General features: G+C 46.0%; 15 protein-coding genes. 2 read left to right on the plus strand and 13 right to left on the minus strand.

Annotated features, from left to right (window positions below):
- Positions 1–4: 4 nt before the first annotated feature.
- The 7 genes from LK536_RS40275 to LK536_RS40305 all read right to left on the minus strand — a co-directional run bounded on the left by LK536_RS40275 (position 5) and on the right by LK536_RS40305 (position 7,545).
- A complete protein-coding gene (locus LK536_RS40275; RefSeq protein ID WP_227796005.1) occupies positions 5–1,252 on the minus strand; it encodes a Zn-dependent hydrolase in 1,248 nt (415 codons plus the stop codon).
- Positions 1,245–2,186: a nucleoside hydrolase gene (locus tag LK536_RS40280; protein WP_120058067.1), complete on the minus strand. Its 942-nt coding sequence runs from the start codon at positions 2,184–2,186 to the stop codon at positions 1,245–1,247. The genes LK536_RS40275 and LK536_RS40280 overlap by 8 nt, the downstream gene beginning before the upstream one ends.
- Entirely contained in the window at positions 2,158–2,784 is a 627-nt protein-coding gene (locus LK536_RS40285) for a nucleoside hydrolase (protein WP_008716787.1), read from the minus strand. Before LK536_RS40285 ends, LK536_RS40280 begins: the two co-directional genes overlap by 29 nt.
- Positions 2,785–2,801: 17 nt before the next feature.
- Entirely contained in the window at positions 2,802–3,731 is a 930-nt protein-coding gene (locus LK536_RS40290) for an ABC transporter permease (protein WP_227796004.1), read from the minus strand.
- 2 nt (positions 3,732–3,733) lie between these two features.
- The gene (locus LK536_RS40295) at positions 3,734–4,795 is read right to left on the minus strand and encodes an ABC transporter permease (protein ID WP_008716790.1); all 1,062 of its coding nucleotides are present in this window, start codon (positions 4,793–4,795) and stop codon (positions 3,734–3,736) included.
- A complete protein-coding gene (locus LK536_RS40300) occupies positions 4,795–6,303 on the minus strand; it encodes an ABC transporter ATP-binding protein (protein ID WP_227796039.1) in 1,509 nt (502 codons plus the stop codon). The genes LK536_RS40295 and LK536_RS40300 overlap by 1 nt, the downstream gene beginning before the upstream one ends.
- Before the next feature lie 66 nt (positions 6,304–6,369).
- Entirely contained in the window at positions 6,370–7,545 is a 1,176-nt protein-coding gene (locus LK536_RS40305; protein ID WP_227796003.1) for a BMP family ABC transporter substrate-binding protein, read from the minus strand.
- A 288-nt stretch (positions 7,546–7,833) separates the two neighbouring features.
- Here LK536_RS40305 and LK536_RS40310 point away from each other — a divergent pair, with 288 nt between their 5' ends.
- Positions 7,834–8,631, plus strand: coding sequence for an IclR family transcriptional regulator (locus tag LK536_RS40310; RefSeq protein WP_227796002.1), 798 nt, complete (start codon positions 7,834–7,836; stop codon positions 8,629–8,631).
- A gap of 98 nt (positions 8,632–8,729) precedes the next feature.
- Here LK536_RS40310 and LK536_RS40315 read toward each other — a convergent pair whose 3' ends face one another.
- Entirely contained in the window at positions 8,730–9,620 is an 891-nt protein-coding gene (locus LK536_RS40315) for a DMT family transporter (RefSeq protein ID WP_227796001.1), read from the minus strand.
- 122 nt (positions 9,621–9,742) lie between these two features.
- Between LK536_RS40315 and LK536_RS40320 the strand changes: the two genes are divergently transcribed.
- Positions 9,743–10,414, plus strand: coding sequence for a cyclic nucleotide-binding domain-containing protein (locus LK536_RS40320; protein ID WP_227796000.1), 672 nt, complete (start codon positions 9,743–9,745; stop codon positions 10,412–10,414).
- Positions 10,415–10,488: 74 nt separating this feature from the next.
- Here LK536_RS40320 and LK536_RS40325 read toward each other — a convergent pair whose 3' ends face one another.
- The 5 genes from LK536_RS40325 to LK536_RS40345 form a co-directional block, all read right to left on the minus strand.
- Positions 10,489–11,445: a TIGR03943 family putative permease subunit gene (locus LK536_RS40325; protein WP_008716801.1), complete on the minus strand. Its 957-nt coding sequence runs from the start codon at positions 11,443–11,445 to the stop codon at positions 10,489–10,491.
- Positions 11,446–11,455: 10 nt separating this feature from the next.
- Positions 11,456–12,646, minus strand: a complete 1,191-nt coding sequence (locus tag LK536_RS40330) for a GTP-binding protein (RefSeq protein ID WP_506092125.1) — start codon at positions 12,644–12,646, stop codon at positions 11,456–11,458.
- Between the two features lie 636 nt (positions 12,647–13,282).
- Positions 13,283–14,869 (minus strand): endonuclease NucS domain-containing protein, encoded by a 1,587-nt coding sequence (locus LK536_RS40335; RefSeq protein WP_227795998.1) that lies wholly within the window; start codon positions 14,867–14,869, stop codon positions 13,283–13,285.
- 737 nt (positions 14,870–15,606) lie between these two features.
- On the minus strand, positions 15,607–16,644 hold the full coding sequence (locus LK536_RS40340; RefSeq protein WP_474912777.1) for an NAD(P)H-dependent amine dehydrogenase family protein: 1,038 nt from the start codon (positions 16,642–16,644) through the stop codon (positions 15,607–15,609).
- 98 nt (positions 16,645–16,742) lie between these two features.
- A complete protein-coding gene (locus LK536_RS40345) occupies positions 16,743–17,582 on the minus strand; it encodes a MerR family transcriptional regulator (RefSeq protein ID WP_008716809.1) in 840 nt (279 codons plus the stop codon).
- Between the last annotated feature and the right edge of the window lie 138 nt (positions 17,583–17,720).

Consider the following 17,720-nt stretch of genomic DNA (forward strand, 5'->3'; position numbering starts at 1 on the left):
TTCCTTAAATCTCCTTATCCAATCTTATTATCGTACGTATCAAGGCCTCCGTTACCTTTTCCAGGGCTTGCTCAGATACATATTCCTCCACATTATGGCTGACGCCCCCGGCACACGGGGAAAATATCATGGCCGTTGGGCATATGGATGCAAAGTTCATGGAATCATGGCCCGCTCCGCTGTCCATAAGCAGGTAATCCTCGTCCATGTCCAGACAGGACTTCCTGATTGCGTCAATTATCTTTTCATCTAACGGCGCAGGAGACTTTCTTGTAAATGATTTTATTTCCACGGATAATCCCCTTTTGCCGGCAGCCTCATCCAGATACCTGTGGACCTGCCTTTCAATCGTTTCCCCGATGTCCTGGCGGCTGAAGCGTATGTCCACCGAGAATATGGTTTCCTGTACAATGCTGTTGCCGGACCCGGGAAGCAGTTTCATCTTCCCAATCGTGATGGTGGCCTCGTCATTATATTCCTGCTCCACAAAACGGCTGGCCTTCAGACAGACCTCATAGGCGGAAAGGCTGCTGTCCCTTCTTAAACTCATGGGCACCGTACCGGGATGTCCGCCTTTTCCCTTCAGCCTTACTTCAAAATTGATGATTCCCCTTATCTTCCTGACAATACCGATTTCAATCCCCTTTTGTTCCAGGACAGGCCCCTGCTCATCATGGACTTCTATGAATGCAGCCGGAGGTTCCTTAAGCGCCCTGTGACGGGCCACCTTGACCCTCTCTTCCTCCCTATACTGTCTCAGCATCTCATCCAGGGCTACGCCATCCTTATCCTTATAATACGGAATTTCCTCATCTTCCAGCGACCTGCATAAGTAGGAGCTTCCCGTGAGCACATTGCCGGTGCGGGTGCCTTCCTCCTCTACCATACCTATGATTTCCAATGAATGGCTTAGCTTTATCTGGTTGTCCATCAGGAATCTGGCTGCCTCTATGGCGCAGGCAACCCCTTGTATCCCGTCATATGCGCCAGAGCAGATGACCGTGTCCAGATGGGATCCGGTTACAATGACCCCCTTTCCGGTACTCCCCTCCATAAGCCCGCACACATTGCCCAGCTCATCTTCCCATACCTGCAGCCCTGTTTCCTCCATACGCTGTTTGATATAATCGGTTCCCTTTGCGTATTCCCTGGTCCAGCTGATTCTGGTGATTCCCTGTTCAGCGGGTGTGGAGGAAATCCGGCTCAGGGTTTCAATATCCTTCTGTATCCTTTCCGAGCTTACCTTACACACTGATTTCTTCCTCTTTCCGGTAATATTCCATCATGTCCATGCAAAGATTGACATACATGTCCATGTCAATATCCATTCCAACCAGGACACGGTCCTCATCCCCATGGTAAACAAGCGTCCTGCCATCTTCCAGCGTTCCCTGGGTTTCCACTTTGACGCTGGCTTTCATCCAGCAGAACATGGACGGATCAATGACAGCTGCCACAGCTACCGCATCATGGATTACAATTCCAGGGATATTCATTTTCCTGAAATATTCCTCATAATAATAAAATACATCTTCAACCGCCCTGCTTATCCTGCTTTTTATCCTGTAAAGCTCCCCCATCCTGTTAAATGGGATGGCTGAGCGGTTTGTCACATTCAGGCCCAGCATACGCACGGGGATACCGGAATCAAATACAATCCTGGCGCTGTGGGGATCTGCCCAGATGTTAAACTCGGCATACGCAGAACGGTTGCCATAGTCTGCTGACCCTCCCATCATCACGATTTCTTTAATAAGGGATTCCATATCCGGATATTTTATGATAGCTGCAGCCAGGTTCGTAAGTGGTCCCAAAGCAATGATTACAAGATTTCCCCTGCATCTGACGGCCTCATCATGGATAAAGTCCCAGGAAGGCTGTTTTAAGGCGCTGCCTGTGGGTTTGGGGATATCAAATTTCCCAAGTCCCCTGTCGCCATGAAGGAAGGACCCAACCCTCTGTTCAATGCACATCGGTCCCTCAGCCCCAAAAGCGACCTTGGTATTCATACCTGCAAATTCCTTGATGGCAAGTCCATTTTCAAAGGTCAGTTCCGCCTTCATATTACCTGCAACCACGGACAATCCCCTGATATCCAGCCGGCTGCTGCTGTTTGCAAGGAAGATGGCAAAAATATCGTCACTGCCAGGATCCGTATCAATGATTACCGGGATTTTTTCCATCATAATATCCTCCAATCAACACTGCGTTCGGTTTCTTCTTACAGATATCCAGCCTGTCAATATATAAAGACCCATAGGTACATCCCAGGTCCAGGATGACCGTGGCAGACACAGACGGCTTTACATCCACGGGTTCCTGCCCGGATATACAGCGCTTCATGGTTTCATATTGGGCCTGCTGTGTTTCTTCAGCCATTATGACTTTTGTCACATCTGCATCCATGACAATCCTGGCAGCAACAGGATCAGACAGGATATGTTCTTCTGATACAGGGCAATTCCTGTCCTTATTCTGTTCTCCTGGACATATCAGGATTCTTTTTATATCCGCCTTCACCTCCGGATGTGTAAACATCAGGCATCCCAATGTGGTCATCTGGCCCAGACAGACATAATACACTTTCTCCCCGGCCATTTTTATCTTGTCATACAACAAATCCAGCGCATTCCTGCCATCTGCCTCAGGAAATCCCCGCCGCTCCATAAGCGGCTTCCAGGGTCCCATGAATATGGAATCCTCCTGCCTGTAATTCGCTGCCTTTACATGGGCAGACGTAAAATCAGGGCAGATTTTATCCCCATAATCCATCACAACAAACATTTTAATTATCCTTTCTGCTATTTTGCCAGCTTTTTAAGCCGCCTTATCCTTTTTGCATTTACGGAGTAGAAAACCAGCCCCAGCAGGGTGGCTGCATAGGGAATCATCTGGACAAATTCAGCCGGGACCCGCAGGCTTTGAAGTACATTGGCCAGTGCGTCCGCAGTGCCGAACACCAGGGAAGCCATCAACGTCCCCCCTGCATTGGCCCTGCCCAGGTATTGGGCCGCAACTGCTGTAAATCCCCGTCCGGCCGTCATATCCCTTGAAAACCAGGACACATATCCCATGGAAAGATACATCCCCCCAAGGGATGCCAGGAATCCGCATATCAGCAGCGCCGTTACCTGGGTTTTGATGATATTGATACCCACGCTTTCCGCTGCCTTCGGATTCTCTCCCACCGCCCGTATCCGGATTCCCAGCTTGGTCCTGTTTATGAAAAACCATACCAGGGCAACTGACAGGAATGCCAGATAGGTCAGGATGTTATGGTTGGATACCACTTCACCCACAAAGGGGATGTCCTTAATCAGAGGCAGGGGTACCTGGGGGAAAACCAGGCTTTTGAACTTGGTGGTAGTGCCCTTATCTTTTGTGAGCATATACATGATGAACACGGTTGCCCCGGAGGCAATCATATTCATCATCAGTCCAGTAAGAAAAATCTCCGCCTTCAGCTTAATGGCAAAATACGCCAGAAGCCCTGAAATCAAAAGCCCTGTTGCAATGCCGCACAAGGCGCCTATGAGCAGGCTCTGGGTATAAGCGCTTCCCACCACCCCTGCAAGGGCGCTGGCAAGCATGGTTCCCTCAAGACCGATATTCGTCACCCCTGCCTTCTTTGCCACTGCTCCTCCAAGGGCCGCAAACAGGATGGGCGTTGTCACACGCAGTGCGGAATATAAAAATGCAGCTGAAAAAACTCCACGGATTACTGCTTCCATACCTATGCCTCCTTTGTCTTTGCTGCTCTAACAATGGCCCACTGTTTATACTTATTCAGGAACAATTTGGATGCCACGAATAAGACAGCAATTGCCTGTACCACGCTGACAATCTCCACTGGTACATCCGTGGTCCTGGACAGGATGTCTGACCCAATCCTTATGTAGGCCAGGAACAGGGCCGCCACCGGAATCATCTGCGGCTTGTAATCTGCCAGGGTGGCAATGATGATGCCGTCAAAGCCATACTGCGGTGATGCCGTGTACTGGAACCTCCGGTACATGCCAAGGATTTCAATGCTTCCCGCCATGCCCCCGATAAATCCGCCGATGGCCTGGGATGCAAAGATTACAGTCAGCACGCTGATTCCCGTGTACCTGGCAAAATTCTCATTCTTTCCGGCCATCCGTATTGCATACCCCAGTCTGGTCCGGTACATGACAAGATAGATGAATATGACGCAAAGGACTGCAATCACAATCCCGAAATGGATTCTTGTATGCGGCACAATGGGAGGCAGCTTGGAGGATCTGCTGATGGAATAGGATGCAAAATATCCTGCCTGTGAATCAACCAGGAACCGGTTCACGATAAACAGGCCTGAATATAATACGATGTAGTTTAACATCAGGGAGGATACCAGTTCATTTGCCTGGAATTTCACCTTCAGGATTGCCGGAACCAGGCATATGAGGCCGCCGATTACCCCGCTGGCCAGGAATATGACAAGCTGGTGGATTCCAAAAGGCAGCGGCAGGAACACGGAAACAGCGGTCGCAATCACTGCGCCCATGAAGAAGCTTCCCTCTACCGCACAGTTAATCTGGTTTGCCTCAAACATGATACAGATTGCCAGTCCTGTAAATGTAAGGGGAATGGCCAGTTCAATTATATTTCCGATCCTGGATACGCTCTGAAACGGTCCGAACAGAAAGGTTCCCAGCGAAGCCATGGGACTGCCGCTTACAGCCGTAATCACAATCAACATGAAAAGGATAGAGATGGCAATGGCAACCAGCAGACGCAGACCGTCAAATGTTTTTTCAATCTTTTTAATCTCCATTACATTCCCTCCTGTTTCTTAAGGCCAAGCATATACTCGCCCAGTTCATTTTCCGTGACCTGGCCCACGTCTTTTATATCTGCCGTGATCCTGCCGTCAAACATAACCATCAGACGGTCACTGAGTTCGAACAGTTCATTCAAATCTGCAGATACCAGCAGCACGGCGCTTCCCCTGCTTCTGAGTTCTAAAACCTTCTGCCGCACAAACTCGGTAGCGCCCACGTCGATGCCCCTGGTGGGCTGGTTCAGTATGATAAGCTGGGGATTGGTGGAAAATTCCCTGGCCACCACCACCTTCTGCATGTTCCCTCCGCTGAGCATACGGACCGCCTCTGTCCCGTCCTTGGATTTTACAAGGAATTTTTCCCGTAAATCCCTGGCATAGCCTGCAATCTTCTTCCTGTCTAAAAGGCCATGGGATGAATACTCTTTTTTATCATAAACATAAGTGATAAGGTTGTCGCTGACACTGGCATCCCCCACCAGGCCCACAGCCACCCTGTCTTCCGGCACATGGGAGACCCCCATGCCGCGGATTTCCTTTATTGTCTTATTTTTAATCGAGGTTCCTGAGACAGTGATATCACCTTCCGAAAAGCCTTCCAGTCCTGCGGTTATCTCAGACAGTTCCTTCTGTCCATTGCCCTCCACGGCTGCAATCCCAACAATCTCACCCGCCCTGATCTGAAAATTAATGTCGTGTAAAACCTGTCTGCCAGATTCATTTTCCTTATTCAGATTCCTGACATCAAGGACAATCCGGCCTGGTTCAACCGGGTCTTTCTGTGTGTTCACCTCCAGATTCCTGCCCACCATCAGGCTGGAAATCTTCTGTTCCGAAACATCCTTTACATCATAGACCCCTACGTCCTTCCCATCCCTTAATATGGTAATACGGTCGCACAGTTCCTTGACCTCATTCAGCTTGTGGGATATGAATACAATCGTATGTCCCTTGTCCCTGAGCCCCTTCAGCTCTGCAAATAATTCCTTTGTCTCCTGCGGGGTGAGCACGGCTGTGGGTTCATCCAGGATTAATATGTCTGCTCCTTTATGCAGTGCTTTTAAAATCTCCACTTTCTGGCGGATACCCACCGGTAAATCAGCCACCACATCTTCCGGATCCACATTCATGTTATATTTCTGTCCGATGGTCCTTGCCATCTCGCTGGCCATGCGGTTATCCAGCACACCATATTTCCCCGGCTCATCCCCCAGCACGATATTCTCCGCCACGGTCAGGGACGGTATCAGCATAAAATGCTGGTGCACCATACCAATACCCTTGTGGATGGCGTCAATGGGATTATGGATGGACACAGATGCGCCGCTTAGGATGATTTCCCCTTCATCCGGTTTTTCCAAACCAAACAGTACTTTCATCAGGGTTGTCTTACCTGCGCCATTTTCCCCTGCCAGCGCATGGATTTCCCCCTTCCTGAGGGAGAAATCCACATGATTGTTGGCCACAAGTCCGGTAGGGTAAACCTTTGTGATATTTCTCATTTCCAAAATATTCGTATTATCCACGTTTCTACCTTCTCCTGAAAAATGGTTCATGTCTTAGGGTAATCACGGCTTTACGGAATTACGGATTTCGCTTACTTCCTCTGTGGTCATTCCCAATGCGGTTGATACCTTTATGGTCCCATCCACAATAGCCTTTTCAGCCTGCTCCTCGCTTGCCACAATTTCGTCCGGCACGATGGTTTTATAATTATCATTAACCGCTATCCCGGTTACATTTTCCTTAACACCAACCAGTTCAAAGGAACCATAGGGAAGAGTTCCGTCAATGGCCATCCCAACCGCGCGCTCAATGGAGACTCCCACACGTTTCATGACAGAGGTCGCAATCACATCTGCCAGCGGATCATCCATTGATTTTAATACTTCATATTGGTCCGCATCACAGCCGATTGCAAGGACTCCTTTTTCGGAAGCAGCTTCAAACACACCGGTCCCCGCTCCGCCTGCGCACTGGAAGATGACATCAGCTCCCTGCTGTATCTGTGTCAGGGCCAGTTCCTTTCCTTTACCGGTGTTGACATAATCTCCCACATAGGAGGTTATGACCTTGATGTCGCTGTCCACGGACTTTGCCCCTTCTATGAATCCAATCAGGAAATCATTGATTACCGTCACATCCTGTCCGCCAACAAAGCCGATTACCTTTTCTTCATTCATGCCCTCTGCCTTAGAGGTTGTAAGTCCGGCTGCCACCACTCCGGCCAGATAGGCGCCTTCATTGGCAAGGTAATCAACCGTGTACACGTTGGACATATTGAAGTTCTCATAGTCAGCCCTTGCCCCAAATAATATGTATTTCTGGTCCGGGTAATCCTGTGCGATTTCCTGGAGGATTTCCTTTAAAGTGTTGGTACAGAGTATAATGATATCCCAGTCCCCGGACTCAGAGTATTCGGTAATGGTAGGTTCGTATTTTGTTGCATCGCTTCCCATCTCAACTATCTTTGTCTCACACCCGTAACTTTCCTTAATTGCCTCCATCCCGGCGGCGGCAGAATCATAATAAGACTGGTCGCCTAAAACACCGTTAATCAGAAGCGCAACCTTAAGTCCTTTTTCTTCTGTTTTATCCCCTGCTGCCGGGGTGTCTGCCGCTGACGGCGCCGAGGAACCGACTGCCGTGCTGTCCGCTTTTGTTCCTGCCGTGTTCTGGCACCCGGTTAACAGTGAAAGTGCCATCATACCCGCTAATATTCTTGCATACATTCTTCTCTTCATTGTAATACCCGTCCCTTTCATACGAAATTCAGCTTAATACGTCATTCAAACATGTGTTTCACTGCTTACATTGCTTTCTCAATTTATTCTCCGAAAAATATCCTCCCTTCCAATTTCGTATTTTCCATCGTTTTGTATTGAAATATCAACGATTATTAATTATAATAGCATATACAGACGATAATGCAACGATATAGACGACAATATCGTCATTAAATGTTTTTTCTCACATTATACTCAAAACAGATAAGGATAATTTGTGCATATCAAACGAAGGGGGTTTTAAAGATGGAAGGAGATATTAAAAAAATCCAATCAGTGCAGAGGGCACTTGATATCATCAATTGTGTTGCCAATTCGAATTCCAGGATTACGCTAAAAGAAATAACGGAGCTGCTGGGCCTGAACATCAACACAGCGAGAGGGCTGGCCCAGACCCTGGTGCTGAATGGGTACCTGGCAAAGGACGTGGAGCGCGGGACCTACTCATTGGGATATCAGTTCTATACAAAATCCACACAGCTTTATGAGTTTCAGCTTAAAAGCATCCGCGATGCATCCTATGCAGAAATGCTGAACATATCCAAAAAGTTCAGGGCGACCACCTGCCTGCAGATCAGTTTCTACAGCGACATCTATACATTAGAGACAGTGGTCCCTCCCCAAAGCCCCTATGCCTATGTCCCCAATTCTGCCACTAACCTCCCCTTGCATGCATCTGCCTCAGGGAAACTTTTAATTGCACATATGTCCTCAAAAGAACAGAAGAAACTGATTGAGAATAGTGACTTACAATCTTTAACCCCATACACCATAACCAATAAAGAAGAACTTTGGAATTGCATCAAGGAAATCATCCGCCAGGGGTATGCGGTTGAGTTAAGCGAATTAAGTGTGGGCGTCGGAAGTATTGCAGTACCGATTTTTGATTTGAGGGGAACGCTCCGGGCAACCATCAGTCTGGTAGGTTCCACTGAAATGCTCCGGTCAAACATGAACCGGATGGTTGCGGAGTTACAACGGGCAGGGGAACGCATCACAAACAAAATTTCTTATCCCAGTACCGCATTACATAAATTTCAGTAAAAAGGAATAAATGTGTTCATGAGATGTTCTCCATCCTATACACAAAAGCAGGCATACGCTGATCATCCCAGCTTATGCCTGCTTTTGCGCCGCAATATTCAGTTAAGTTTTTTCCCGGCAATGTCTATTCTCTCCAATCCCATGTTGACAGCAATTCCCGCCGCAATCATCAGCCCTCCTGCAAATGATGCATCCACCCTGCCCTTTCCTGCCGCCACATCCAGGAGGACTCCGGTAAATATCTGCCCCACGAATGTAAGCATGGTAAGCCGGAAGGCCGGAAGCCTGGGAACCGTAAGGTTACACAGCATAACCACAATGACGCCCATCATGCCGCCCGTATAAATAAAGGGGTGGGCGGCCAGCCCGCTGCCGGATACAGGCTTCATGGTTTCCCCGGCCAGCACACAGATGACCACTGTAACGGGAAGTCCTGCCATATGATTAACCAGTGACCCTGAAAGCGCGCCCACTTTCCCGGACAGCCGTGCATTGACAGTCCTTGACAGGACTACCGTGACCCCTGCGGCCAGGGACAGCAGGACCGCATATGCGGCTTTGCCAACCGTGGCATCCAGCATGACAAAAATCCCTGTCAGGGAAAATGCCAGCCCCACCAGGTTATATCTGCAAAACGGACACCGCTTCATCCCAAACAGCCCAAGGCAGTCAATCACCAGGGACATGAGGGCCTGCCCTAAAAGCCCCAACGCCACTATGCTGGTCATGCTTATATGGCCAAAGGCCAGATTGTTAAACACAGTGGTAAATGCGCCTATGGCACCGCCCAGATAAATCCAGGCAGGAGCGTGTCCTGTCAGTTTCCTGTTTTCCTTCCTCACAGCACACAGCAGGTATGCAAAGAGGATACCCACCACATGGATGATGACGGATGCCCGGAATACGCCGTATGATCCTGACAGGATTCCATTAACCGAAACCATGACGGATAGTACCAAACCGGTCAAAAGAGCCAGCAGTCCATACATCCTTCCACCTCCCTTAAGATTCATGCACTGATTATAACCGCATTCCCCCAACAGGGCATAGGACATTTGTCCTACTGTTTTGTGGCATTACCTGTTATAATGGAGGCAGAGGTGATATTGAGATGAAAGAACTGCCCATGTCAGATAAACACAGGGAAAAACTATCGGAATACGGCCTTCAGGATATGTACCCTGACTCCTGCAGGCTTGTGTCTTATAAGGCCGGGGAAACCCTTCTCCGGGAGGGGATGCCCCTTACCTGGCTTGGCGTCATCATGTGCGGCAAAGCCAAAATATGCTCTACTGCCCCCAACGGCAGGAACCTGGTCCTCTGCTACTATGTATCGGAGGGCATCATTGGCGACCTGGAACTTATGACCGGCCTGAGGAGCGCAACCACCACCATTGTGGCAATCACGGATTTTGAATGTATCACTATCTCCCTCAGTATACACAGTGCGGCCCTTAAATCCAATACCGTATTCTTGAACAGGGTGGGAAATGAACTGGCCTTAAAGCTGCTGCGAAGCTCAGCCAATTTTGTGTCCTCCTCCCTGTACTCCGGCGAGGAACGGCTCTGCTCCTACATCCTGCAGACATCCCACAACCGCATGTTCAGTGATATCCTGTCCGATGTCTCCTGTTCCGTGGGAATGAGTTACCGCCATATGTTCCGGCTGTTAAACCAGCTCTGCGCGGAAGGGATACTGGAGAAACACGGATATGGCTATCTTATCCTGGACCGGGATGCCTTAATCCGGCGTTCAGAGTCCTCACACCACAAAACAGTCTGATGACAGGTATGCAAGACGGCACGCCAAAGGGGCATGGATTCCATGCCCCTTCATCCTATCCCAACCGATACTGGTTAAAATTGTACTACATCCTTTATCTCTTCCGCCCGCTCCACGTTCTCTGCATACAGCACAGGACCTTCACCGTGGTAATCCTTCTGGTATTCAATCCCCACTTTGGCCCGTACCTTAACCCACTGCTTGGTCTTATACTCTTCTGCGCCTTCCCATTTGCACATAAAGCCAAGGAAGGTCATATCTGCTTCACAGCAGGTCATGGCCATACGGCCGGGCACGAACTGTCCCTTGGGGAATTTGGGGGACTTTAACACCATGGCGGTAAATTCCACCACTTTGTCCTTGTACCGTTCCGGCTGGTCCATACAGTCAATATACCAGATGCCGTAATCTTCTGGTTTGATTTCAATCACATCCGCGCTCAGGTCATAGGGAAGGTCCTCCTCCAGGGTGGCCTGCTCAATCTCACCGTCCTTATCTTCCAGCACGATCTCGCTGTCCCGGCTCATGGCCCGGATGGTACGGCGGTAGGCTGTCAGCTTCTCATCCGGGATGCCGTCGCACCGGTTCATGATGACAAGCTCAGACCCGCGCAGCATGGCGCCTAAAAGGGGCTTCATATTCTGCACGTAAAGGTCAAAGGTGGAGCCGTCAATGATGGTAATCTGCTGGTATATGGTCCAGTCATCAGGCAGCTTAAGTTCATCCTGGTTCCACATGCCGTTCCATTCCATAAGGACACGTTCCGGACGGTATACCACTTCCAGCTCATTCAGATACTGGGGTGTCAGCTTCTCAAATGAATCCACATATACCACAGCTGTCCTGTTCTTTTTAAGCTTTTTCTCATCATATTCCGTATCCCCTTCCTCACACACAATAAGAAGGGTCTTGCCGTCTGCCTTAAAATAATCCTGCTGCATGGTAAAGTCCAGGAACTGGGTCTTACCCGCCTCAAGGAAACCGTTGATTAAAAACAACGGCATGATATCGTCTTCAATTTCATATGCCATAATATTATCCTCAGCTTCTTCCGAAAACGCTGTTTAACGCTTCTTCTTCAAGGCTTGCACCGATTACGCACACCTTTCCGGTATAATCAGGCCTTCCCCCGCGGATTTCATACTGCTCGGGCACTAAGTCAAAGTACAGCCACTCCCCTGGATTCTCCGTGGGCAGCATCCCCTTCGCCCTCAGTACCTGTCCAAATTCCTCCGTGTAAGCCAGACGTTTCAGTATATCCTCCAGCTGGTCATGGGTTACCGGAACAATTGTCTCCATGCCCCAGCTTGTGAATACCTCATCCGCATGATGGTGTCCGTGGTCATGGCCGCAGCATCCATGGTCGTGGTGATGGTGGTCATGGCATTCTTCCCCGTCATGATGGTGATGTTCATGGCCTTCCTCTCCATCATGGTGATGCTCATGACACTCTTCCCCGTCATGGTGATGATGCCCATGGCACTCTTCCCCATGATGGTGATGTTCATGGCACTCTTCCCCTTCATGGTGATGATGCTCATGGCACCCTTCCCCTTCATGATGGTGCTCATGGCATTCTTCCTCATGATGCTGACGGCTTTCCCTCACCTCTGCCAGAAGGTCATCCAGCATGGTATCATGCTTCTCAATGATTTCAAGCAGCTGCGCCCCGGACAGCTCCGCCAGGGGTGTTGTTATGATGGCTGCGTCGCGGTTCTTCTCACGAAGCATGTCCACATCCTTCTGCACCTTTACAGCATCTGTTATATCGGTACGGCTGAGCACAATGGTGCCTGCATTTTCAATCTGGTTGTTAAAAAACTCGCCGAAATTCTTCATATACATCTTGCACTTTGCAGCATCCACAATAGTCACGGCGCTGTTCAGTTCCACTTCCATGTCTGCGGATACGTCCACCACTGCCTTCACCACGTCTGACAGCTTGCCAACGCCTGAGGGTTCAATGATGATGCGCTCCGGTTTATACTTTGTGATGACTTCTGCCAGGGATGCGCCAAAATCGCCTACCAATGAACAGCAGATACAGCCTGAGTTCATCTCACGGATTTCTATTCCGGCATCCTTTAAGAAGCCTCCGTCAATTCCAATCTCGCCAAATTCGTTTTCAATCAGTACGACCTGTTCTCCGGCAATCGCCTCTTCCAAAAGCTTTTTGATGAACGTTGTCTTCCCCGCACCAAGAAAACCGGAAATAATATCAATTTTCGTCATTTTACTCTTTCCTTCTTTCTGAATATCCGACTCCCTGCGCCGCCTTGCCGCAACAGGGCATTATTATAACCTGTCAATTGACTATTTTGGCACATCAGCCACATAAAGTCAAGATATAGACGCCTTTATCTTTTACCGGCAGCACTGGTTAATCATTTTAAAACATGGATAAAACGATTCTTCATGTAGATGACATGATTATATTATATAATCACTTTATAAAATCAAACATCCTACGTAATAATGAATTTTCATGCTCTCCTACATTACATGTTTGCTCAATTAGATAGCTATATCCATTATTACAATATTGGCCCATTTCTTTTTTTCCATAAAGCCATCCACTTGGAACGCCTAGAGGAAAGGCCTTACAATACACTCTATTCTCCTCATTATCTTCTAATCGGTTCAAACAAAAATCGCAGTCTGGCAGCCGAAGCATGATATACCTCCAAAAAGAATTCTTTGATACAACAATTATTGCTTTCTTACATAGCGCTAAAGTAAATCTTTATTAACATTATTCCCAAAAGAAGCATCACCTAAAAAATAGCTATCTCATTTCTTTTAGTCAAGACCATACTCAAAAGACCTATTTTCACACTGTATAATATAATATCCTCTTTTAATTAACCCTTAAAAGACTTCACTATAAGATATACTATATTCAAATAGACGGACTCTTTTATCTTCCCTAATTCTATTTTTCAGTTCAATTGAAGGATTGTTTAAACAAATAATTCCATATACTTTTTTATTCTTTTTTATTTTATTTTGGATAAACCACTCTATATATGAAACTATTTGACTATAAGCATCATCATAACCACTATCCTTCTTTAGTTCAATTATATATAAGTTCTCATCCTTATCTTCTGCCAACAAATCCAATCTTCCTATTGGGATGATAAACTGTCGACCATATTCTCCTTTCCTTCTGTAAATTTTCAATGGTATTCCGAATATATCATTCCACGAATCAAGCCGTATGGCAAGTTCATCTTCCAATAACTTTTCATTGGAAAATTGGCATTTTTTCTTACCTATTGAAATTTTTGTTTTAGCAATAGATTCATCAGTCTTATTTTCATTTACTGACAAATTTTCATCTGATTCCTGCTCCCCATTTATAGTTATCAAATCAGATTCTGATTCTGTATAATACAAAATATCTTTTTTAAAACTTTCTCTTTTTAACTTAGTATTTAGATTGGGGACTGCATTGACTTTATCTATTATATATTTAGGAAATTTATGCTTACTCTTTTTAATAAACTGCTTTGCATCTTTATATCTGCCTAATGAAAGCAATGTTTTAACATAATTTCTTATTGAATATGAGAAATCACGTTCCTCATCAACACATTTTTTGAATATAAACAATGCCTTATTAAATTGTTTATTAAGATAATAAGCGTAACCTAGATTATTCAATGCATTAGGATACATATCATTTTTACCCAAACACTTCCTATAAAATAAAATCTCATTCACGTTATCCTTGATTTTTCCATATGACCATGCCATAAAAAAATATAAATCATAATCATAGAATAGGTTCGTCTCATTTAACTGTTCAAAATAGGCAAGCGCATTATTCCACATTCCCATAGAATAATATGTATATCCTAATAGTTCTTTTGCAATCATGCTTTGGGGATTAATATGCAAAACATTAATAAGAACATCAATAATAGTTTCGTTATTATCCGAATAATAGCATTCATTCACTGCAGTACATAACGCCAAAACACTAGGTTCTGTTTTTACCTTTTTAAGTATTTCTCTTAATTCCAACCAAAATACTTCTGTTGCATTTTTATATGGGATTATAAATGAATATATTAAATCTTCCTCAGTAAATAACATATCCTGCTTAACCCAACCATTAATGATATCCTCTCTTATATACTCTAAACAAGCATCTATATCTCCTCCGAAAAACGCTTTTATAGCTTTTAGCGCATCACTGTCCAAAGATAATTTTTCAGTAAGAATAAAAAACTTTTTCAAAAAGTAATTTTCTACATGAATAATATTGTCGGCATATTTATAAGTTCCATATATATATTCCAAATAATACCTTTCGCACAGACTTAATTTAAACTCAAAGTCGAATGAGTCATCCTCTATTATATTTAATACTCGAACCCAAAATTCATCCTCAGTTAATTCTTCAGGGAAAATACTATTAAAAATCTGTACAAAATCAATATCACTCATCTATCTCCCCCCTAACAAGTATTCTTTCCATACATATATTCCAATTTCATCTCAAATAAGCATGAATATAATTATTCATTATGCTTCTTCACTACATCATAGACAATTATATCATAATTCTATATTATACTATTTCCACATTATAAAAGCCATATTATTATCCCTAATGGACTGAATCCTGTTAAGAAATGCTCAATAGCTGATTAAACTATCAAGGGTTAGCTATAGGCATATTCCTAAAAATGGATTCTACCTCAAAAAACTATCAAAATTAAATAAATAGCTCTTTAAGCATTATCAAAAACTGCTTCTTGATTTTCTGTAAACATGTTAATATCCATCACTATTGATGCAAACGAAAATGATAACAAAATGCATAACCTGAAAACAAAAAATCTTTTACATACTATATCTTTCCTTCCTTTTGTGCAAATATTTTTTACTTTTACAGTCTCGATTATATGTTCTATATCTGCATTTCATTTTTTGTAACCATCCTTTTACATTACCTCTTTAACATGTTATGAACCTATTCCATACCAACTTTCTAATCATCAATTTTTGCGAACTTTAAGCTGATATGTATAAATCATAATCCCCCTCCCCAAACCATTCCTTCACACACGGACAGGGCAGACAAAGCTTATCCAAAGCTTCATCTGCCCTGCCTCATTGCACAGTGATTCACCTACAAATCAAACTAATATCACAACCTTACAGTTTTCTCCCCGTCCCCATCAGAAATCCAGATACATATGCATTGGATAGGAAAGGTATTCCACGTCATCCAGCTTCTCCACCGTGATATATCCGGCCGGTGCATTGAGGATGGTCGGGATACGGTTAACGATGGTCGCACATGTATGCTCCACGGTAGCCGGTTTCCTGACAAAGAAGGTGGTATCCGGTTCACCTATGATCTTCCAGTCGCATAAATCGCCGTCATCCGGTCCATAAACCTTACCGATACACTGGGTTTCAATCACCGGTCCCTGAAAAGTCTCGGTGGTCACCACCGCGCTCATGCCGATGCAGTTGCCCTTGGGAATCGTATATCCCATGGTCTCGGAATACAGGTCCGAATCATAGAAATATGGAACACACTTCTGTGTCTGGGACTTGATGGTCCAGCCCATCTTATTGCACAGGGCCTCATTGGAGTTCCACACATAGCATGGCTCCAGTGTCTCAGGATGGGCAATCTTTGCCTCAAATTCCTCCGGCGTAAGCCCGACCCCATGGGCCTCTGCCAGGGCCAGTCCGTAGTCCTCCACATTGTAGCTGGTGGCCCCCTCAATCCGGTCAATGCGGTGTACGCCTCCCGCCACACAGCCAATCATGTTTACCCAGTAAATATCCTGCATGCCTGCGCCCACGATGGTGCAGTTATTATCCTTAGCCAGCTTATCCAGCTTATTGGTGATGGCGCTTGCCGTGGTCCACGGATAGATTGCCTCCTCGCAGGTGGTTACCACATTAATCCCCCTGGACACGCACTTCTCAAAATGGGGATACACGTCCTCCATGAAGCTGAACAGGGTCACCACTGCAATATCTGCGTCACATTCATCTAAAACAGCATCTGCGTCATCGCGGATTGTCACGCCAATCTTAAATCCCAGGCCTGCGAACTCTCCCACGTCCATTCCGACCACGGCAGGATTTACATCAATTGCACCTACAATCTCAGCACCTTTTTCATACAGATAGCGCAGGATATATTTGCCCATCTTTCCACAGCCATACTGTACCACACGGATTTTTTCGCAATTCATCATGATTCTTAACCCCTTTCCTGTATCGTTGCTTTGTACATTGATAGTTCCTGATATAAGTATAAGGCTTATACAAGGTATGGAGTCAAGGGCTTTTTTTATGCATTTCCCCGCAGGGAGACAGGTATCTGGAGACGGAGGAACATGCCCCTTTCCTGCATGTCCATGGGCACCTCCGCCACCACCTCACAGATATAATCGCCGGTAATCCTGTAGTGTTTTTCCTGGATTTCCTTCAGAAGGCGGCCGATGTATTCCTTCTCCTTATCAAAACTGTTACAGTAAATACACAGGTAGGTACTGGCCGGTATGGGGGTAATCAGGCTTTCCTTCACAAACCCCTTGTCCACCAGCACGAATATCTGTGTGGAACAGAACTCCCCTTTTATCAGGGACTCCTTCTTCATGACGGTTCCCGCATTATAGAAATATATGGGGGACAGCTGGTTGGCAATCAGGTTCTTCTTCAAATCACGCAGGATCTGCTCATACACGTCAATCCCGTAATCATAGAAATTCACACCTGAATCCGTCATATAAGTCAGGCGCCCCGGGATGTACTCCAGCACAATGGCGCCGTCCGGAGGGGCATTTTCATACCATTCATAGCTTTCCAGGGTGCGCTCAATAGCCTTTCTCTGGTACATCAGTTCCCTGGACCTGTCATCAATCTCATCCAGGTTGCGGTACAGGATATCCTTGAGCATGTCCGGGTCAAAGTGCTTTAGCTGTTTCTTGATATCCTTAAGCGACATCCCCAGGGCCTTCATGCGCTGGATCATATCCAGCTGCGCGCTTTGGCGTATATCATAATAACGGTATCCATTCTCCGCATCCCGGTGCAAGGGTGAGAACAATCCCTCTTTATCATAAAGACGCAGCGCCTGCTCCGACACACCGTTCAGCCTTGCCATCTGTCCAATTGACAGTTTTTTCACAGCACACCCCTCCCGAATATTATGTATTTTATATAATCACGCGCCTGTATCTGCTCTGAATATGGAATAATTATACCAAAAAAACCTTATACCAGCAATAAGGTTTTGCCCCTCCTATTTCATTTACTGTAGATTATT

Source organism: Clostridium pacaense (assembly GCF_020709765.2).
Classification (GTDB): Bacteria; Bacillota; Clostridia; order Lachnospirales; family Lachnospiraceae; genus Enterocloster; species Enterocloster hominis.

Coding starts and splice junctions, on each gene's coding strand:
- LK536_RS40280 (WP_120058067.1), bottom strand. CDS start 2,186: ATGATGGAAAAAATCCCGGTAATCATTGATACGGATCCTGGCAGTGAC.
- LK536_RS40285 (WP_008716787.1), bottom strand. CDS start 2,784: ATGTTTGTTGTGATGGATTATGGGGATAAAATCTGCCCTGATTTTACG.
- LK536_RS40290 (WP_227796004.1), bottom strand. CDS start 3,731: ATGGAAGCAGTAATCCGTGGAGTTTTTTCAGCTGCATTTTTATATTCC.
- LK536_RS40295 (WP_008716790.1), bottom strand. CDS start 4,795: ATGGAGATTAAAAAGATTGAAAAAACATTTGACGGTCTGCGTCTGCTG.
- LK536_RS40300 (WP_227796039.1), bottom strand. CDS start 6,303: ATGAGAAATATCACAAAGGTTTACCCTACCGGACTTGTGGCCAACAAT.
- LK536_RS40305 (WP_227796003.1), bottom strand. CDS start 7,545: ATGAAGAGAAGAATGTATGCAAGAATATTAGCGGGTATGATGGCACTT.
- LK536_RS40310 (WP_227796002.1), top strand. CDS start 7,834: ATGGAAGGAGATATTAAAAAAATCCAATCAGTGCAGAGGGCACTTGAT.
- LK536_RS40315 (WP_227796001.1), bottom strand. CDS start 9,620: ATGTATGGACTGCTGGCTCTTTTGACCGGTTTGGTACTATCCGTCATG.
- LK536_RS40320 (WP_227796000.1), top strand. CDS start 9,743: ATGAAAGAACTGCCCATGTCAGATAAACACAGGGAAAAACTATCGGAA.
- LK536_RS40325 (WP_008716801.1), bottom strand. CDS start 11,445: ATGGCATATGAAATTGAAGACGATATCATGCCGTTGTTTTTAATCAAC.
- LK536_RS40330 (WP_506092125.1), bottom strand. CDS start 12,646: ATGACGAAAATTGATATTATTTCCGGTTTTCTTGGTGCGGGGAAGACA.
- LK536_RS40335 (WP_227795998.1), bottom strand. CDS start 14,869: ATGAGTGATATTGATTTTGTACAGATTTTTAATAGTATTTTCCCTGAA.
- LK536_RS40340 (WP_474912777.1), bottom strand. CDS start 16,644: ATGAATTGCGAAAAAATCCGTGTGGTACAGTATGGCTGTGGAAAGATG.